This window comes from Paenibacillus sp. TAF43_2, assembly GCF_052113545.1.
GTDB lineage: Bacteria > Bacillota > Bacilli > Paenibacillales > Paenibacillaceae > Pristimantibacillus.
In genome coordinates this window covers 1-18,676 of record NZ_JBFRDK010000004.1, presented here as the reverse complement: position 1 = coordinate 18,676, position 18,676 = coordinate 1, and the positions used below count along the sequence as shown (strand labels likewise).

Below are 18,676 nucleotides of genomic sequence, written 5' to 3'. Positions count from 1 at the left end.
GCCAGAGTTAGCACCTAATAAGCACATATATATGCTTATTAGGTGCATTTGGCATACGAGGCAGCTTAAAAACTTGCTGGTAAGCACAAATATGCTCTTACAGCGTGGAAAGTAATACGAGTCCAGTGCTCAAGTTTGCACTTAGTCTGTCATGAACATCAACTGCATCGAAAATGCGGTGCGGAAGCGAAGGCTCTCCACGGGATCGCGCAAATCGCGGCCGGTGAGCCTTTCGCATTTTTCGAGGCGATAGGTGACGGTGTTGCGATGCACGAACAGCTGCTTTGCCGTTTCGGCAAGCTGACAATGCGTATCGTAGAAAGTGCTGAGCGTCTTCATTAAATCGCTGCGCTCCTTGCCTTCAATGCTTAATAAATCCTTGAACGTCTCCTCGTAATATTCCTTGAGCTCCTCCTTCGGGATCATCCGCAGCAAGTTGCTGAAATCTTTGGCGCGGTAAGGTTGGACAAATTGCTTCTTTCGCGCGTCGTAGCCTGTTTGCAGCGCTTCGATCGCTTCCTTATAGGATAAAGGGACATGTGTAAGCTGTGATACTGGATTCCCGATGCCAATCGAGATGGGGATGCCGTGCTGCTCGCTTAGGCAAAGCACCATTTGCTTCAGCTGCCCTAAAAACTTATCTTCGGTGCCTTTGGCAGCATCTTGATTTGCCTTAAGCGCGATAAGGAAGCAGAAGTATTCGTTTTTCGTAAAAAGTACAAAACGCAAATCAAGCTTCGAAAATTCGCTTTTCAGCACATTGTAATGGCGGTCGCGCTCGGATATAAAGCGGCCATCGGATTCGAGTGCGCTGGGCGGACGAAAAGAATCAAAAGAGGTATCGCGCTTGGCGACAATGCTGACGTAAACGGGATGATTCAGCAAATCATAGTTTTTGCTGCGATGAATAAGCTCTTGCTCAGAGGTAATGAGGCCATCAACAAAGTCGGAGAAAAACTCATTTTTATAACGCCGCGACCGCTCTTTGACCGCTTGTTTCTTGATAAGCTCAAGTCCGATAACGTTGGCGGCTTGTTCCATTGCATGTTTCGTTAAGTTGCTGAAGTGTTTGCTGCTGTCGCTCGTCAAAGCGACCAACACTCCTTCTAGTTGAAAGGTAACAATGGGGTACAGTTCAACGGCTGTAAAAGGTGCGCCAATGAAATCTTGAGAAGTAAATGGGATGCTGTAAGAGCTGTGCAACGAGGGTGAGATCAGCTCTGCTTGAAGATCGGACGACAATGCAACATACAAATCCGTTGTCATAGCGTTTGAACGATGTAGAAGTCCGCCATGTGGATTGATCAKCATAACCGGGGAGTCGATAAGAAGCGACAACGCTTCGATGACGTCGACGGTGCTTTTGCCCTGCATGATCATTTGTGAAAACTGTTTATGTGTCGTCAATGCATAATGCAGCTCATCCGTGCGCTTCTCTAAAATATGGCTAAGCGAATCGTTGCATATATCACCCAGCGAATGCGCCAGAGACAGTTCGATAATCGGGAAATGCAGCTTTTCCGCACACTGAAGCACGTCGCTTGGCACCTCCTGCAAAAAACGTTTGGTCTTAATCGCTAGGCCGGCACATCCGAACTCAGCCATGCTTTTGACGAGTGAGAGCAGAGCCTCTGGTTGATCCTTCATCGCATAACCCGTCGTGAGAAGCAATTCCTGCGGTTTCAAATAGTTAATAATATCTGGAGCGTCCATGATGTTGACCGATTGGACGCTATTTGTCATGCCATCATGTCCAGCAAGTATTTTTGCATTCGCATATACCGGGAGAGATAAGAGTTCTTTTAGGAGCATAACCACACCGCCAATGCTTTTTATGTTAGATTATATGACACAATATATCATCTATGCAGCGGGGTGTAAATATATGATTGTGCGGATTATGCAAGGAATATGGGATATTTTTAGCTACTATGCACAATGACAATGACATGGATTCGGATTATGATGTAGCTACAAAACAAATTTGTGTTATATAACCTGACAACAACAAGGGATTGGGGTTGGTACAAATGAAATTAGTGGTGAATCAGGTTGGGAAAAGCTTTGGAAGCAGAACGATTTTGAAAAATGTAGATCTTACAGTTAACTCGCATGAGTTTATTTGCATACTTGGCCATAGCGGATGCGGCAAATCGACGCTGTTAAATATGATTGCGGGTTACCTTCTGCCTGATGATGGTGCGATTACCGTAGATGGAGAAGAAATTAAGGGGCCTTCCAAGTCAAGAGGAATGGTATTTCAGGATCATGCCTTATTCCCTTGGATGACCATAAAGGACAACATTGCCTTCGGCCCAGAAGTGCAGAAGATGCCAAAAGCACAGGCAAAGGAAACCGCAATGGAGTTTCTGAAGCTGGTAGGGCTGGAACAATACGCCGGACATTATCCTGGTGAATTGTCGGGGGGCATGAAGCAGCGGGTAGGCATTGCAAGGGCGCTTGCGAGCAAACCGGATATTTTGCTAATGGATGAGCCGTTTGGCGCACTGGACGTACTGACGCGAGAGACGATGCGAGTAGAGCTGCAAAAGATTTGCAGTCAGCTCAAACCAACAATCCTGTTCGTGACACACAGCATAAGCGAAGCGGTTTATCTCGCGGATCGTGTTGTCGTGATGAAGCATGGTGAAATTGCAGAAATTTTTGAGGTCGGAATTAAACATCCGCGATCTTCCCATTCTGCTGGTTTTGGCGAAATGATGAGCCGCATTGAACGGGTTCTTATGGATGAGGAGCATCTGGAGCTAGCGCAAGCAAAGGTGGGGTCATAATGAACGGAGCCAAATTATCTACCGTGAAGGACACAGGAAGCATGCAGGCTTCACGGACGGGGACAACGGTAATAAGCAAGCAGGCGCGAGGCAAACGGCCATCGGCAATGAATCAGTTTTTTCAGAAATATAACATCCTCCCATCCATAATGTTTTTCGTTTTTTGGGAGCTGTTCTCTAGAGTGAATGAAACGGCAAAGTTTTTTAATCCGAACTTTCTTCCTGCACCGACCGTGCTGCTATCGGAGGGCTGGGAGCTCGCGAAGACGGGGATTATTACAGACAGCTTGATCTCTAGTACGATTCGAATTGCACTTGGGTTTGTTATCGGAAGCGCGGTGGCGGTAGGGGTTGGCGTCATCATGAGCAAGTTCAAAACGGTTGAACGGTGGTTTTCGCCCATTCTCAACTTAGTTGGCCCGATTCCGACCTTGGCGCTGCTGCCCTTGTTTATTATCTGGTTCGGGATCGGCGAGTTTCCGAAGGTTCTGCTTATTGCGTGGACAACGTTTATCCCGGTGCTGGTGTACACGCTAGACGGCTTTAAGTCGGTGCCTTCCACGCTGATCCGATCTGCGCTCAGCTTGGGTGCGACGGAGCGGCAAATTTTCACGAGAGTGATGCTGCCGTCAGCCATTCCGAATTTCCTCGTTGGCGCGCAGGTGAGTCTGGGCTTATCGTTCTCAGCGCTCATCGTCTCCGAGATGATGGGGGCCAAATCAGGGCTTGGCTACATCATCGTAGATGCGAGAAATTATTTTAAAATATCGAATATGTTCATTGCCATCATTCTGATTGGCCTAGAATATAGCTTGTTCTCTTACCTGCTGAAGCTGGTTGAGAAGAGGGTAATGGCTTGGCGTAAAGGCGGACTTCGAGATGCCATCGAGAAGTAACGCTACATACGAAGCTGAAGCAGTACAACTAAAAAGAGATAAGTGGAGGGAATACCAATGAAAAAATCGGGAAAATGGTTTAAATCTGCAATTGTCCTTACGTCGTTAACTTTTGTGCTTGCTGCGTGCGGCGGCAACGAGAAGGCGCCAGCAAATGCAAATGCGTCGGCATCCACTGAGCTTGAGATGAAAGATCTAACGCTGGTTGGTGTTCGTGATGCACAAATCTCATCGCAGCAAATTATTGCCGACAAGCTTGGTTATTTCAAGGAAGAAGGACTTAATGTAACGAGTCAACTGATCGAGAGCGGGCCGGATATCGGACCGATGGTTGCCGGCGGCAGCGCACCTGTAAGTATTCAAACGAACTTTATGGATATTATTTTGAAATCAACAGACATTCCGGTCAAAATCATTGCGCCGCTCGCACAAATTGCTGGCACGCAAGCGGTTGTAGGTTCAAGCAAGCTTGAGCTGAAGAGCGCGAAGGATCTTGAAGGCAAAACGATTGGTATTCCAAGCGGAGCTGACGTTACGATTGCAATCAATAACATGGCTAAAGAGCTTGGCGTAGACGCAAGCAAAATCAAATATGTAAATCTTGCACCGAGCGACGCGGTTGTCGCTTTGGAGAAGGGTGACATCGATGCGCTGGCTGCTTGGGAGCCGTTTATTACGAAGGCGATTCAAGGCGGCGGCAAGTTCCTCTTCAGCGGCACGAAGAGCGAGCTTCCTGACAAGCAGGGTGATGTGAATTGGATGAGCGTGCATACGACGATCCAAGTTTCAGATGATTTCCTTAAGAAAAACCCGAACACTTTAAAAGCTGTCCTGCGCGCTTTGAAGAAAGCGACGGATTATATCAATGACAACCGTGAGGAAGCGATTAAAACATTAGCGCCTGAGCTGCACCTTAGTGAGGATGAGCTGACTCAAATCATGTCACGGAATGTGTATTCGATGGAAGTTGGCGATACTTATGTGTTTGGAAGCAACGGGCCTGCTGTCGGCGAGTATCTGAAATCGGTCGGCAACATCAAATCGATTCCTGCTCCAGCTTCCTATCATGATCTGAGCCTGCTGAAAGAGGTAGATGCAAGCTTGATAGTTACTGAACTGAAATAGAAATAGAGCTGAAAAAGTAATAGAGTGCGGCTAAAACATGCTCATCTCCTTTAAAATTAGTTTTACACAAATAGGTAGTTAATAGGGCCGCGGACCTCGTTGTCCGCGGTCTATTTCATTAGCAGCGCAGCTGCTTCGCGATTTGGCAGATTAGGCTCATAAACGGCATAAAAGTGACTGGGCAATGAAAGGCGGAGGGTGAGATGGTTGGACGAGAGAAACTGGATGTATTGATCAAAAACGGCAGCGTCGTATTGAAGGATGAAGTGCGGATGCTGGGCATAGGAATCAAAGCGGGACGTATTGTTGTGCTTGGCGAGAATCTCGATGATATAGAGGCGAATTCGGTAGTGGATGCAGCGGGCTTAACCATTATGGCTGGCATGATTGATGTACACGTCCATCTGAATGAGCCGGGCTTGGGAGAGTGGGAAGGCTTTGAGACGGGGTCTGCTGCTCTCGCGGCTGGCGGCTGTACTACCTATGTGGATATGCCGCTAAATGGCATTCCGCCTACAGTTACAGTGAATGCTATGCACCAGAAGCTGGCGGCTGCAGAGGGGCGGTCCTATGTGGATTATGCCATCTGGGGCGGTTTGGTGCCTGGCAAGCTGCATGAGCTTGCGCCTTTGGCTGAAGCCGGAGTGGTTGGTTTTAAAGCATTCATGTCATCGCCAGGTGATCCGAGTGAGGATGCGTTTCGAGAGGTAGATGATTATACGCTGCTCGAAGGCATGAAGATCATCGCGGGTCTAGGCAAGGTACTAGCTCTTCATGCCGAAAGCGAGCCGATTGTTGCTAAGCTTGGTCAAGCGATGCGGGCGGAAGGGCGATTGACGCCTGCTGATTATGTGGCCTCGCGGCCTATTATTGCTGAGCTGGAGGCTATCAATCGGGCACTCTTTTATGCGGAGCAAACGGGCTGTGCGCTTCATTTTGTTCATATTAGCAGCGAGGCGGGCATTAATCTGATTACGGCTGCGCGTGAGCGCGGGATGAACGTTACGGTTGAAACCTGTCCGCATTATTTAGCTTTAACGGCGGCTGATTTGGATCGTAAGGGAGCGGTGGCGAAATGCTCTCCGCCGCTGCGAGATGCCGAGGAGCGGGCGAAGCTGTGGAATGCCATTGCCGAAGGGCGAGTGGATATGATTTCGTCGGATCATTCGCCTTGTCCAGCCTCGATGAAGGAGGCGGACAACTTCTTTGATGCTTGGGGCGGTATCGCCGGAGCGCAAAGCTCGGTAGAGCTCATTGTGGGAGAAGGTCATGTGAAGCGGGGGCTGCCGCTCACGCTGATCAGCGAGCTGCTGGCAAGCGGGCCGGCAAGACGATTTGGACTGCAAGATTCGAAGGGTGAAATACGCATTGGTGCAGACGCTGACCTTGTGCTGATTGATTTAAACAAGTCTTATACGCTGGAAGTGGAGCAGCTGTATCAACGTCATAAGCATAGTCCATATGTCGGTGAAGAGCTTCATTGCAAAATAAAGGCTACCTATGTAAGGGGTCGCCTTGTCTATGAAGAATCGGAAGGGCTAAGCGAGAGTATGCAAGGCGAGTGGATTAGGCACTAGGCTTAAGTTAATGGAAGGAGGAGCAGCTATGATGCGAAGTGTACTTTCCCATCCGAGAGAGAAGGAACGGCTATTATCGTATTTCGAGACGCAGGTTATGCAAGTGTTAGATTGGCTGGCAACATATAGCCCGGATGAAGAAGGCGGCATAACGCGGCTGCTTTATACCGAGGGATGGCTGGAGACGCAGCAAGCGCTTGCGCTCAAAATGGAGAGCTGCGGTCTAACGACGGAGTTTGATAACGTTGGCAACTTATTCGGAAAATTACAAGGCGACGATCCGGATGCGCCTTCTATTATAACGGGCTCACATATTGATACGGTTATTCAAGGCGGGCATTATGACGGAGCCTATGGCATTGCGGCGGGTTTGCTTGCACTTGATTATTTGYAAAAGCAATTCGGCAAACCGAAGCGAACGCTGGAGCTTGTATCCCTCTGCGAAGAGGAAGGCAGCCGATTTCCGATGGCTTACTGGGGATCGGGCAGCATCGCCGGCAAACGAAACTTTGAGCAAATTGTCCATTTGCAGGATGCTCAAGATGTATTTTTTGCGGATGCGATGCAGCAATGCGGCTTTGGCGAAGGGACGGGCAGGGATAGCCGACGACATGATGTTGGCGCGTTTATTGAGATCCATATCGAGCAAGGGGCGGTGCTGGAGCAGGAAGGCGTCGCTATCGGTGTAGTGGAAACAATTGCCGGCCAGCGAAGACTGAAGTTTGAAGTCATTGGCGAATCGAATCATGCGGGAACAACTCCGATGCATATGCGCAGGGATGCGCTTGAAGGGGCTAGTGCGATGATTGGGGCGCTGCGTCAAGAGGCCATGCGGCTTGGATCGCCATTAGTGGCGACCGCTGGCAGGCTGCAGGTGTTTCCCAATGTACCGAATGTCGTTCCAGGAAAGGTTGTATTTACTGTAGATGCGCGACATGCCAATGAACAGGCTCTCGATAGCTTTTGCCGCTGGGTCATGCAGCGTTTTACGGCATTGGCCGGTGAGAGGCAGCTGCAGATTCAAGGGACGGAGTGGTTTAGGGAAGAACCGGTTCCGATGAATAATGTGCTTAAACAGCATATGGATCATATTTGTGGTGAAATGGGCATTTCTTCGAAAAGAATGGTTAGCGGAGCGGGGCATGATGCACAAATGTTTGAGCATATTTGTCCGACTGCGATGTTATTTGTTCCAAGTAGACGAGGCATATCGCATTCACCGGAGGAGTATACAGAGCCGCGTGAGCTTGCGGTTGGTGTACTCGTGCTGACAGAGCTGCTGTATCGACTAGGCTATGAGGGGGAAGAGGTATGAAGCTATACAAAGATTTGGCGCCGTCACCGCGTACGATTATGACACCAGGCCCAGTCGAGGTGGATCCGCGGGTGCTGCGGGCGATGTCTTATCCGATATTGGGACAATTTGACCCAGAGTTTACGGCRTTAATGAATGAAACAATGGAGATGCTGCGCCAATTATTTAAGACTGATAATGAATGGGCATTCCCTGTGGATGGGACGTCGAGGTCGGGTATAGAGGCTGTTCTCGTAGGCTTGATCGAGCCTGGCGATAAGGTGCTGGTACCAATTTATGGACGCTTCGGCCATTTGCTGACCGAGATTGCGAAGCGCTGCGGTGCTGAGGTAGTAACGCTGGAGAAAGATTGGGGCAGTGTATTTTTAACGGAGGAAATAGTTAATGCCATAAAGAAGCATCAGCCTGATGTCGTAGCTCTTGTGCATGGCGAGACATCAACGGGAAGAATGCAGCCGCTCGAAGGCATCGGGCAAGCGTGCAGGGAAGTGAATGCGCTCTTCGTTGTGGACGCTGTTGCGACAATTGGCGGTATTGAGGTAGCGACTGACCGGCTGCTCATCGATGCGGTAATTGGCGGCACGCAGAAGTGTTTATCCGTACCGGCAGGCATGGCGCCGATTACGTACAATAAACGCGCAGAGGTGAAGCTGCTCAGCCGCAAAAAGGTTGAAAGAGGGCTGCTTCTCGCTGACGACGAGCATGACCCGCTGCTGCGCCCAATACAAAGCAACTATTTGGATTTGAGTCAGCTGCAGGATTATTGGAGTCCGGCTCGGCTGAATCATCATACGGAAGCGACGTCCATGCTTTATGCGCTTCGTGAAGGGCTGCGGCTCGTGCTGGAAGAGGGGCTGGAGGCGCGTTTTGCACGGCATCGTGAGCAAGAAGGAGCGTTGATTGCTGGTTTGGAGGCAATGGGCTTGCGTCTCTACGGCGACCCCGCCTGCAAAATGACCGTCGTTACTTGTATTGAAATTCCGGCTGGCATAGACGGAGAATCTGTACGTTCGATGCTGCTTGATCATTACGGCATCGAGATCGCCAGCTCCTTCGGTCCCTTGAAGGGGAAAATATGGCGCATCGGCACGATGGGCTACAGCTGCAGCAAGCGCAACGTGCTGCTTACGCTCGGCGCGCTGGAAGCCGTTCTGCTGCGACATGGTCATCAGTTGGAAGCAGGCCTGGCACTGCAGGCGGCTATGGATGTTTATGGGATGTAGAATGTAGGACATGAGATGTAGCTACATTTTATAAAGACTTTACTTTAACTTTACTTTGCTATGGCTTTAGATTTACCCCGTACCTATACAATGACCACATAGTGATGTTATCGAAGTGGGGGAATGGGTATGGCGAAGCACAAGTGGGCAGTAATGATGACGATGCTGATGATTGCTTTTGTGACGGCGTTTCTGCTGCAAGAGGTGGATTGGTCTAATGCATCGGGAGATTTGTCAGACCCCCTTCTTGATCCTTATGCGTTGTCATTGGGTCATCGGCATTCKGGAGCTGGCATGGAAACGGCGACGGAGAAAGCTGTGAAGATGAACGTTGCATGGCCGCAAGGGACGCCTTCCGCGGGTGTCTCTTCGATGCTTTCCATCTCTATTGATGACGGAAATGGGGCAGCCGTTGAAGCTTATGAGATTACAAACGAGAAGCTTATGCATCTTATYGTTGTGAGCGGGGATTTGCAGCATTTTCAGCATGTTCATCCTGTGTATAATGGCGGTGGACAATTCGAGGTTCCAATTTCATTGCCTTCGGGAGGCGGATACAAGCTGTATGCGGATTTTTTGCCGAAGGGGATGAATGAGCTTACGCGCATAGGAGAGGTAGAAGTGCAGGGCGCAGCGTCCAAGGCAACCGTCTTGGTGCCAAGCGAAGATCTGGCAGCAAATGTTGATGGTATGAGAGTGGAACTTGCGTTTGCTGAACCCATTTTACCTCAGACGATGTTAACGATGACTTATACGTTTACTGATGAGAAGACGGGGGAGCCGATTAAGGATCTAGAGCTTTATCTTGGCGCAGTAGGTCATGTTGTGGCGATTGATCAGTCTACGCAGCAATTCATTCATATCCATCCGCTTAACTGGGCATCATCGGGTCCGCAGGCCGTTTTTGGCGTTAGTTTTCCGGTAGAAGGGCTGTACAAAGTGTGGGGCCAATTTCAAAGAAAAGGTCAAACCATTGTAGTGCCGTTCGTCATCCAAGTGTAAATAAGCGATTTTTTATAAAAGTCTAGCTGCATGAGCGATCTCCTGTTTCCTGATGGAAGCGGGAGATTGCTGTTTATGCGGATAGGCTTTTTTTGCTAAAAAGCTTTACCGAAATGGGGGCAATTTATTAAGTTTCTTTTACCTTGATGACCGTGATTCATTACCTTCAAATGTTAGAGTATATAACATAACCAATGGAAAATGAGGGATGCGATGAGAGAGACGTGAGTAGCTGCTGGCAGGTTTAGTAAAGAAATAGTAGAGAAATAATAATTGGAGGGAAACGATGAGAAAGAAAAAATTGTTTGTATCCGTTATTGCAGCGTCCGTTGTCATTGCTTCTATTAATATCTTTCCAGGGGCGCTTGGTCTAGGTCGATTAAGCGCTGCAGAGATTGATAAGATCGTCTACCATCCGCTTAATCCGCTAAGCCCGCAGGAAATAGAAGAAGCAGCGAATATAATTAAATCGTCGCAATATGGCAGTAAGGATATGTATTTCTCAGAAATTAAGCTGGAGGAGCCTGATAAACAACGAGTATGGGCTTGGGATGATGCTGGCGGTTCTAAGCTGCCAAGGGAAGCGACTTTCACGCTTATAAAGGGAAATAAGCCGTATGAAGGAACAGTCAATTTGGATACAGATAAAGTGGTGTACTGGAAAGAAGTGAAGGAAGGATGGCCTTTCTACACAGAATGGGGCCAGACGGAAGCGATAGTTGAAAAAGATAAGGAAGCTGTAGCTGCTCTAGCAAGGCATGGCATAACGGATCTAAGCAAGGTGTCATTCGCAGATGGGCCGCTTGGCGATTACGGTCCAGAGCTTACGCCGCCAGGCTCGCGCTTAGCAATGTCAGTTCCGCGTCCGAAGATTGAAGGTGCGGTTAACAACTTTGCGCATCCGATGGATGGTCTAGCTTTCCTCGTTGATTTGAATGCGAAGAAAGTGTTGAAAATTTATGAGTCAGGCAATCCTCCAGTTTCGAAAGACCCTAATGATTATACGAAGGTAATTAAGACGAAACGGACTGACGAGATCAAGCCTCTCATTATCAGCCAGCCTCAAGGTGCGAGCTTCTCGGTCAAAGGCACGATGGTGGATTGGCAGAATTGGAAGTTCCATTTCCGTCTAGACCCGCGTGTAGGGCCTATGGTATCTACTGTATCTTACACAGAGAATGGGAATAAGCGAAAAATTATGTATGAAGGCGGTCTTGGCGGCATGATGGTGCCGTACGGCGATCCGGATGCGGCGTGGCTGTACAAAATATTTATGGATGCTGGTGAATATGGCGTTGGTTTGTCGACAAGGCCGCTTAATATAGGGTCCGATGTTCCAAAAAATGCGACGATGTTTGATGCGGCCCTTAACGGCACAGACGGAAAAGCGCAAATCATTAAAAACTCTTTTGCTTTGTTTGAAAGATACGCAGATCCGGAATGGTCACACAATGGCGATGCAAGAGAGCGTCGTGAACTCGTTCTTCGAGCTATAGCTACGATTGGCAATTATGATTATGTCTTGGATTGGGTGTTTTTACAAAATGGTTCGATTAAGCTTATGGCTGGTGCAACGGGACTCGCTCAGGTAAAAGCGGTCGATTCGAAAACAATGGCGGATAAAACCGCTGAAAAGGATACGCGCAATGGTAAACTCGTAGATGCGAATATTGTGGCGCCTACGCATCAGCATATTTTCAGCTACAGGCTGGATCTGGATGTGGATGGAGAATCGAACTCCGTAGGGGAAATTTTGCCGAAAGCTATCTCGGTGAAAAATCCGGAATTTGCACGGAGCGAGATGATAACGGTGGAGAAGACGTACAAAGTTGAACAGGACGCGATTCAGAAGTTTGATGCAGACAAAATTGTGCTAGTGACGAATACATCCAAACAAAATAAGCTGGGCTATGCAACAGGTTATCAGGTTATGCCTTACGCAGGGGGCACTCATCCATTCATGGAGGAGCCGCTCTTCACGAAAACGGACTATGTATTGAAACGTGCGGAATTTATAAATAATCATATTTGGGTAACGCCTTACATGAAAGATGAGCTTTATTCTGAAGGCAAATATACCACACATAACAAAGACACTGGACTTGGCCTATGGACACAGCAAAATCGCAGTATTGAGAACAAGGATACGGTCGTATGGCTGACGACAGGGACGACGCATGTCATGCGGGCAGAAGAATTCCCGATCATGCCTACGGAATGGGTAACGGCGATGATTAAACCTTTCAACTTCTTTAATGAAACGCCTACGCTTGATTTGAATAAGACAGAGTAGCATTATAATTAAAACGAGCCTGTTCATTTGCCGCAAAGGGCGAATGAGCAGGCTCTTATTATTATGGAGTCGTTAGTTGGATAGAGGAAGAGTTAATGAGAAAACACAACCATGGCCTTCTTCTGCGTTTGGTATAACGGTTAGCTGGCCTCCATGAATGTCGGCGATTTCTTTGGCGATGGATAAGCCGAGACCGCTGCCGGGGATACCGCTGTTTCTTGACTTATCTACACGGTAGAAGGAATTGAAGATATAAGGCAATGCGTCATCGGGTATGCCTGATCCGATATCGATAACTCGAAAGATTGCAGTATGACTAGTGAGTTCATACGTAAAAGTAATGGGGCTGCTGCCGGTAGAATATTTCAACGCGTTATCTATGAGATTGTCGATTACGCGGCTAATTAGGTGTGTGTCGCCACGCAATCGCCCGCCGCTGGCATGCTTTCTTGTATGGAAGGGGCGCTGCTCCAGCTTCATGAAGGGTTCCCATTTGCTGACCATCGCATGAAAGAAAGAATCTGCTGCGAAAGAAGTGAACTTAGCTTCAAGCTGTCTCGTTTCCAGTAAGCTTAGCTCATTTAAGTTGCGAACGAACTGATTAATCGTCTGAATGTCCTCATAAATTCTGCGCAAAAAGATACCAGTATCTTCTCCGCTAATGGTGCCATCGTTAATAGCCTCGATATAACCGCGTATCAACGTTATCGGCGTTTTTAAATCATGTGAAATATTCATGAGCAGCTCCTTGCGCCAATGCTCTAGTCGAAGCAGCTCATCGACACGTACTTCCAATTCATTATTCATATCACGAAGCTCTTCCGTTCGCAGCTCGACCTTGTACTCAAGCTGATGATTTAATTCGGTCTGCTCCTCCATGAGCTCCTGAATTTTGTGTGACATTCGGTTGAACGCGCGCAGCAGTTGGTTGAATTCGAGTGACCATGTGTCTTCTAGTGAGGAGGTGAACTGTCCCTCACTCATCTCAGCGAATGCTTCGGCAAGCATATTGACGGGCCGTGAAATCTTAAATCGTAAATAGAAAGAGAGCAGAACGCTCAAGCATACCGCGACTAAGCCGAGCAAGGAAAGTTGGACGATAAGCTTGTCGCTCGTCTGGGCAGAAAGCATAAGGGTGGCTGAGTGGATCGGTTCAAGCAGTTTATGTTCAGGGATGATATAGCCAAGTGTCCAATTTGTTGATGGGATAGAGCGGCTGAAGACGACCTTCTGCTGACCGTCTAGCTGCATGCTGCGGAAGCTGTTTAACGTATCATTACTGAAGAGCTGGGCTAAATCGAGCTGTTGAATCTCGTTGGCGCCATGCTGCTGGGCAGCGATAAGCTCGTGATCCGTATCTAGCAGCAATGCAATGCCGTTCTCGTCGGCGAATCTAGTATCCAGCACATTATTTACGAAACGCTCAATCGTCACGTCTGCCGCTACGACTCCTTTGAGGACTCGATTCTCATCATAGACAGGCGTCGTAGTTGTGAACATCCAGCCTCTTGGCGTGATGTCGAGGTAGGGCTTCGTCCATGCTACCCGGTTCGATTTTGGCCTGACGTTAAGCGCATCGGAATAAAAGTTGTATGAAGTTAGAAGATGAATAGGTTTCGAGGGAGCATCGGAATCTTGAGCAATAAATTCCGGATAATAATAGGAACCGGATTTGGGATGAATATAGTAAATCGAAACGATGTTTTGCTTCCGTGACGATTCAGATTTAAAAAGTGGAAATAAAGCCTTGCTGCGTGCTAAATCATAAGCCTGCTCCGGTGTTGGATATTGCAGCGGGTTGTCTGTTCGGATAGAAACGACCCCCATGCCATCAGGCTGCTTCTCTATAAATCGCTTTTGCGCTAAATCATACTTGAAAGCGAGCGGCCGAACCTCAGCATGATTTTCCGTGGAAAAAATAGACTCTGCGAGTGCTTTGGCCAGCAAAACGGCATCCTCGACAAGGCGCAGCTCGGTATCGATCGCCCGGACCTGTTCTTCAATGTTGGCTTCGTACATGCTGAAATAATTTTTCTCAATCATGGCGGTATTCAGCTCATTGAAATGATTGAGCTGTGAAGATACGGTTTGTCCGGCGAATACGGATAAAAGCAATAGCGGGATGAGGGAGACGGTCAGCATAGCCGCAAGCATCTGGAAAGCGAAGGTGCGCGGCTGGAGGAGAGACTTAATGTTCTTTAATCGGTTCATCGAATTTATATCCAATACCGCGTATCGTAATGATGCGCGAAGGAGTGGAAGGGACTTGTTCTATTTTTTTGCGCAAATGCCCGATATGTACCTGCAAAGTTTTGGTGTCGAGGCTGCTCTCGTAGCCCCATATATGACTGAGTAATCGTTCTGTTGTAAGCACCTGCCGCGCGTTTTGCATCAGGTAGGCGAGCAGTTGAAATTCTTTGGTGGACAACTCGATTCGCTTGCCTTCGACGTAAACCTCATGTGCATCGATGCGAAGCTCGACATGTGCAGAGGAAATGACAGAAGAGGGARTGATGTCAGATTGCCGATGGTTGACGATTCGATTTCGACGGAGCTGCGCTTTGATGCGGGCGATTAGTTCTATTGGGCTGAAAGGTTTGCTGACGTAATCATCCGCACCGACGCTCAAGCCAACAACCTTATCGATTTCAGTATCCTTGCAAGTGAGGAATACGATCGGGACATCGGTTGTTTGTCGTAGCCTTGCACATAGCTCGTAACCCTCCATATCAGGAAGCAAAACGTCCAGCACGATCAGTGAAGGCTGTTCATTCTCCGTTAATTCAATCGCTTGCTTGCCTGTCGTTGCGTTCAGATGGCGGAAACCATCCTTGGATAAATACATGCCTACGAGCTCGCCGATTCTAACTTCGTCGTCAACGGTTAATATGAGTTCACCTGGCAAGTTGAATCACCTCTTCACATGTGATATGTATGGCAACCATTTCTTTAAATATATACTCGAATGATGGGTTTGCGCAATATTTGTGTTAGATAATATTACATTAAAGTGATGTAATTGGTATGAAAAAAGCAGATCGGCTCAAATGAGCGGATCTGCTTTGTGATGATAAGGTTTAAACGTCCGAATTAATTATTGATATAACGCTCAAAAATAGCGCCAAAATCCTTGATGCGATATTGCTTGTGTGTATTTACAAGCCAGTTGAACGCGGATTTGTTCAGTCCGTCGAACTGTTCGACGACATTGAAGTCGCCTTTATGGATTTGCTGCAACGTTGTGGATGCGAGATCCAGGCTGCGTCTTGCATATTCAAGCGAGATTTCATTCTCGCGTGTAATTTCTGAAATTTTGATAAGTGCTTTATAAAGGTCCTTCAGCTCTTCGATATGCTTCTTGTTGACATCAATGGAGAATGGCACTGAGCCAATCGTGAACTTGATTTCAACGTCAAGGTCGACCGTGCCTGCTGTTTCCAATGCAACCTGTGAAATTTGGTTCGCGCTGTAAGAGTAACGCTTCAATGTCCGTTTTTTGCTTAGTGCGCTTTTGCCGTCCAAATGAATGAGTGCAAGGTTTGTGAAGCAATATTCGTCGGTTTTTGACTTAATGAGAAAATAAATCTTCTCATTATCCTCGTGCATGACGTAATCGTCAGAATCGGCTTTGCTGAAATCTGCGGGCTTGATGATCGCGCCAATATCACTTATTCCTAGGGCATCTGCTGCTAATTTACCAAACATTTTACCATTCCTTTCATGATTGCGTGGAATTCACACCTTCCCATTATATATTAAAATATGGAAATTATGATAGTCCATTTGTCGTATTTTGGCGCAGTGTGATACTGGATAATCATCTAGTTTATTAGCGGCTTATTCACAAACTTTTGCATCGTTTATTTAGAAGGTCTTATCTTAATATTCTTCAATCTAGCGTCTTGTTAAATTTTTTATCGGATGGATAAAATACGGGAAATTCAACAAACTGAGGAGATGGAAAGGAGGAACGTGACGATGAGTGAGCAACGAGAGGATTCAAACACGCTGCGCAGAGGTCTGAAGGCTCGGCATATGACTATGATATCGCTTGGAGGTTCTATCGGCACGGGGTTGTTTCTTGCGAGCGGCGGTGCGATTCACTCTGCTGGGCCGGGAGGGGCGGTACTTGCTTATTCGCTGATTGGCATTATGGTATATTTTCTGATGACAAGCTTAGGGGAAATGGCTACCTATATGCCTGTGTCTGGAACGTTCAGCACCTATGCAGCACGTTTTGTTGATCCTTCGCTTGGTTTTGCGCTTGGCTGGAACTATTGGTACAACTGGGCGATTACGATTGCAGCGGAGCTGTCTGCAGCCACGCTTATTATGAAGTTTTGGTTTCCGAACAGTCCGTCTATTTTGTGGAGCGGTCTATTTCTATTGCTAATGCTTAGCCTTAACCTTCTGTCTGTTAAGGGTTACGGTGAATCGGAATACTGGCTTGCCATGATCAAAATTGTAACGGTAATCGTGTTTATCGCTATCGGCTTGATGATGGTGATCGGCATTTGGAATGGGAAAGCGGTTGGCATAAGCAATCTGACGGACAATCCGTTTCCTGCTGGTTTTTTAGCTACGTTAGGCGTATTTATGGCAGCTGGCTTCTCTTTTCAAGGAACGGAGCTAATTGGAGTAACGGCTGGAGAGAGTGAGAATCCTCGCGAGAATATCCCGCGTGCCATCCGTTCTATTTTTTGGAGAATCCTCTTGTTCTACATATTGGCGATATTGCTAATTGGCATGTTGATCCCTTATTCAAACGCGCAGCTCGCGAGCGGAGACATTTCGACGAGTCCATTTACGATCATTTTCGAGAGAGCAGGTCTTGCCGTAGCGGCTTCGATTATGAATGCAGTCATATTGACCTCGGTATTGTCAGCAGGCAATTCCGGTATGTATGCCTCTACGCGGATGCTTTGGGTGCTGGCGAAGGAGGGGAAGGCTCCTCGATTTCTGGCAAAACTGAACGTGCGCGGGGTTCCTGTAGCGGCGCTCCTTGCGACGGGTGCTCTTGGCATGCTCGCTTTCTTAGCTTCCTTCTTCGGTGACGGCGTCGTCTACGTGTGGCTGCTGAATGCTTCGGGGATGTCTGGCTTTATCGTTTGGTTTGGCATTGCAATTAGCCATTACCGCTTTCGCAGAGCCTATGTATCACAAGGCCGCAAGCTTGAGGATCTGGCCTATCTGGCGAAATGGTTTCCGTTTGGTCCGATCCTAGCTATGCTGCTCTGTATTGTTGTGATTGGCGGTCAGTTTATCGGCGCGCTCAAGGATGGCCGTATTGATTGGGCCTATATCTTCGCCTCCTACATCGGCATTCCCCTTTTCCTTGCCATCTTTATCGGACACAAATGGAAGTATCGTACTCGAATGCTGACGCTGGCAGAATGTAAGCTAGATCCGGAGGATTGAGGTGTGATTGTGATTGAGAGTTGGGTTTAGTTTTTGGATGCATAAGAAAAAATGACCCATATAACAGCCATGACTAAATGAGTTATGGCTGAATAATTTATTGACGCCAGAGCAGCATCCTCTTTGTTTTGCATCTGCATGCTTTCGTTGAGTCTCATGGCAAGCGCTGCATGTTGTTATTCCTCGCTTCGTGAAATAACGTTTGTAACTCCGCAGTTTGTCTAGCTAGAATGATTCGTTTGCAGCCATCCCACTTAATCTAAAGTCACTGAAGTTATAAAAACTATTTAAAAAAGAAAATTTAAATAGAATTACTGGACAATAGCAGATCTTAAACCACGAATTATGGTGAAATGATGTTTAAGTTAGATTGAAAAATAGGAATGGAAAATTGCCTCAACTTACTATAAAGCCATAAATAGTATTCAAATTCTCTGTTGAAATAAAAGTAAATTTATTGCTATATAAGATAATTTTTCTGATATACTATTATATGGTGTTATCTAGTATTTTTACATATTTAGTTAAAACAATAATGTTAGCAGGGGGCGAATAGGTTGTCTTTATTTACTAGAGCAAGGAAGTTTTTGAGTGTTGCTGTTATTATGGCAATGTTGTTTTCGGTCTTGCCAGCAGTTTCTGCGGCAGGAGCTGTGAAAGACGATGTTAGTGGTCATTGGGCACAAGAAAATTTAAAAAAATGGGTGAAAAGCGGCTTATTGGAAGGTTATGAGGACGGTTCAATTCAACCTGATCGTCCGGTTACACGAGCTGAATTAATGACACTCATTAATCGTGCTTTTCTGCTTAGTGAGAAGGAGACTATAACCTTTGCCGATTTACCTAGTTCGAATTGGGCCTTTGAGCAGGTTGCAATAGCTGTAAAAGCAGGTTATGTAAAGGGTTATGAGGATGGTACGATACGCTGGAATCAACAGGTAACAAGAGAAGAAGCAGCCAAGATGGTTGCCGACCTCATTCAAATTAATGTAAGCGATTCAGCGAGTACTTCATCATTTAAAGATGCTGCTATCA

Annotated in this window: 14 protein-coding genes; 10 read left to right on the top strand and 4 right to left on the bottom strand. The window is 47.2% G+C overall.

Going from position 1 to position 18,676, the window contains the following annotated elements; genetic code table 11:
• Positions 1-141: 141 nt before the first annotated feature.
• The gene (locus AB4Z17_RS01815; RefSeq protein WP_441957791.1) at positions 142-1,812 is read right to left on the bottom strand and encodes a PucR family transcriptional regulator; all 1,671 of its coding nucleotides are present in this window, start codon (positions 1,810-1,812) and stop codon (positions 142-144) included.
• Between the two features lie 218 nt (positions 1,813-2,030).
• On the opposite strand from AB4Z17_RS01815, the gene AB4Z17_RS01810 reads away from it, so the two are divergent.
• The 8 genes from AB4Z17_RS01810 (at position 2,031) to AB4Z17_RS01775 (ending at position 12,223) form a co-directional block, all read left to right on the top strand.
• Entirely contained in the window at positions 2,031-2,792 is a 762-nt protein-coding gene (locus AB4Z17_RS01810) for an ABC transporter ATP-binding protein (protein ID WP_339206353.1), read from the top strand.
• A 41-nt stretch (positions 2,793-2,833) separates the two neighbouring features.
• Positions 2,834-3,688, top strand: coding sequence for an ABC transporter permease (locus AB4Z17_RS01805; RefSeq protein ID WP_441878021.1), 855 nt, complete (start codon positions 2,834-2,836; stop codon positions 3,686-3,688).
• 57 nt (positions 3,689-3,745) lie between these two features.
• Positions 3,746-4,813, top strand: a complete 1,068-nt coding sequence (locus tag AB4Z17_RS01800) for an ABC transporter substrate-binding protein (RefSeq protein ID WP_441957789.1) — start codon at positions 3,746-3,748, stop codon at positions 4,811-4,813.
• Positions 4,814-5,016: 203 nt separating this feature from the next.
• Complete coding sequence (locus AB4Z17_RS01795) at positions 5,017-6,390, top strand: allantoinase (protein ID WP_441957787.1); 1,374 nt, start codon at positions 5,017-5,019, stop codon at positions 6,388-6,390.
• A gap of 28 nt (positions 6,391-6,418) precedes the next feature.
• Positions 6,419-7,705 (top strand): allantoate deiminase, encoded by a 1,287-nt coding sequence (gene allC / locus AB4Z17_RS01790; RefSeq protein WP_441957786.1) that lies wholly within the window; start codon positions 6,419-6,421, stop codon positions 7,703-7,705.
• Positions 7,702-8,928: a pyridoxal-phosphate-dependent aminotransferase family protein gene (locus tag AB4Z17_RS01785; protein WP_441957784.1), complete on the top strand. Its 1,227-nt coding sequence runs from the start codon at positions 7,702-7,704 to the stop codon at positions 8,926-8,928. Before allC ends, AB4Z17_RS01785 begins: the two co-directional genes overlap by 4 nt.
• Positions 8,929-9,057: 129 nt before the next feature.
• Entirely contained in the window at positions 9,058-9,930 is an 873-nt protein-coding gene (locus tag AB4Z17_RS01780; RefSeq protein ID WP_441957782.1) for a hypothetical protein, read from the top strand.
• Positions 9,931-10,216: 286 nt separating this feature from the next.
• A complete protein-coding gene (locus AB4Z17_RS01775) occupies positions 10,217-12,223 on the top strand; it encodes a copper amine oxidase (RefSeq protein ID WP_441957780.1) in 2,007 nt (668 codons plus the stop codon).
• Positions 12,224-12,295: 72 nt separating this feature from the next.
• Here AB4Z17_RS01775 and AB4Z17_RS01770 read toward each other — a convergent pair whose 3' ends face one another.
• The 3 genes from AB4Z17_RS01770 to AB4Z17_RS01760 all read right to left on the bottom strand — a co-directional run bounded on the left by AB4Z17_RS01770 (position 12,296) and on the right by AB4Z17_RS01760 (position 15,928).
• Positions 12,296-14,434, bottom strand: a complete 2,139-nt coding sequence (locus AB4Z17_RS01770; RefSeq protein ID WP_441957778.1) for a sensor histidine kinase — start codon at positions 14,432-14,434, stop codon at positions 12,296-12,298.
• Positions 14,412-15,128 carry a winged helix-turn-helix domain-containing protein gene (locus AB4Z17_RS01765; RefSeq protein ID WP_441957777.1) on the bottom strand — a complete coding sequence of 239 codons (717 nt, stop codon included), beginning with the start codon at positions 15,126-15,128 and terminating at the stop codon, positions 14,412-14,414. Before AB4Z17_RS01765 ends, AB4Z17_RS01770 begins: the two co-directional genes overlap by 23 nt.
• 185 nt (positions 15,129-15,313) lie before the next feature.
• Positions 15,314-15,928, bottom strand: coding sequence for a PH domain-containing protein (locus AB4Z17_RS01760; RefSeq protein ID WP_430055751.1), 615 nt, complete (start codon positions 15,926-15,928; stop codon positions 15,314-15,316).
• A gap of 273 nt (positions 15,929-16,201) precedes the next feature.
• Between AB4Z17_RS01760 and AB4Z17_RS01755 the strand changes: the two genes are divergently transcribed.
• Positions 16,202-17,641 carry an amino acid permease gene (locus tag AB4Z17_RS01755; protein WP_441957774.1) on the top strand — a complete coding sequence of 480 codons (1,440 nt, stop codon included), beginning with the start codon at positions 16,202-16,204 and terminating at the stop codon, positions 17,639-17,641.
• Between the two features lie 557 nt (positions 17,642-18,198).
• The coding region (locus tag AB4Z17_RS01750; protein WP_441957772.1) for an S-layer homology domain-containing protein at positions 18,199-18,676 on the top strand (478 nt) is incomplete at its 3' end.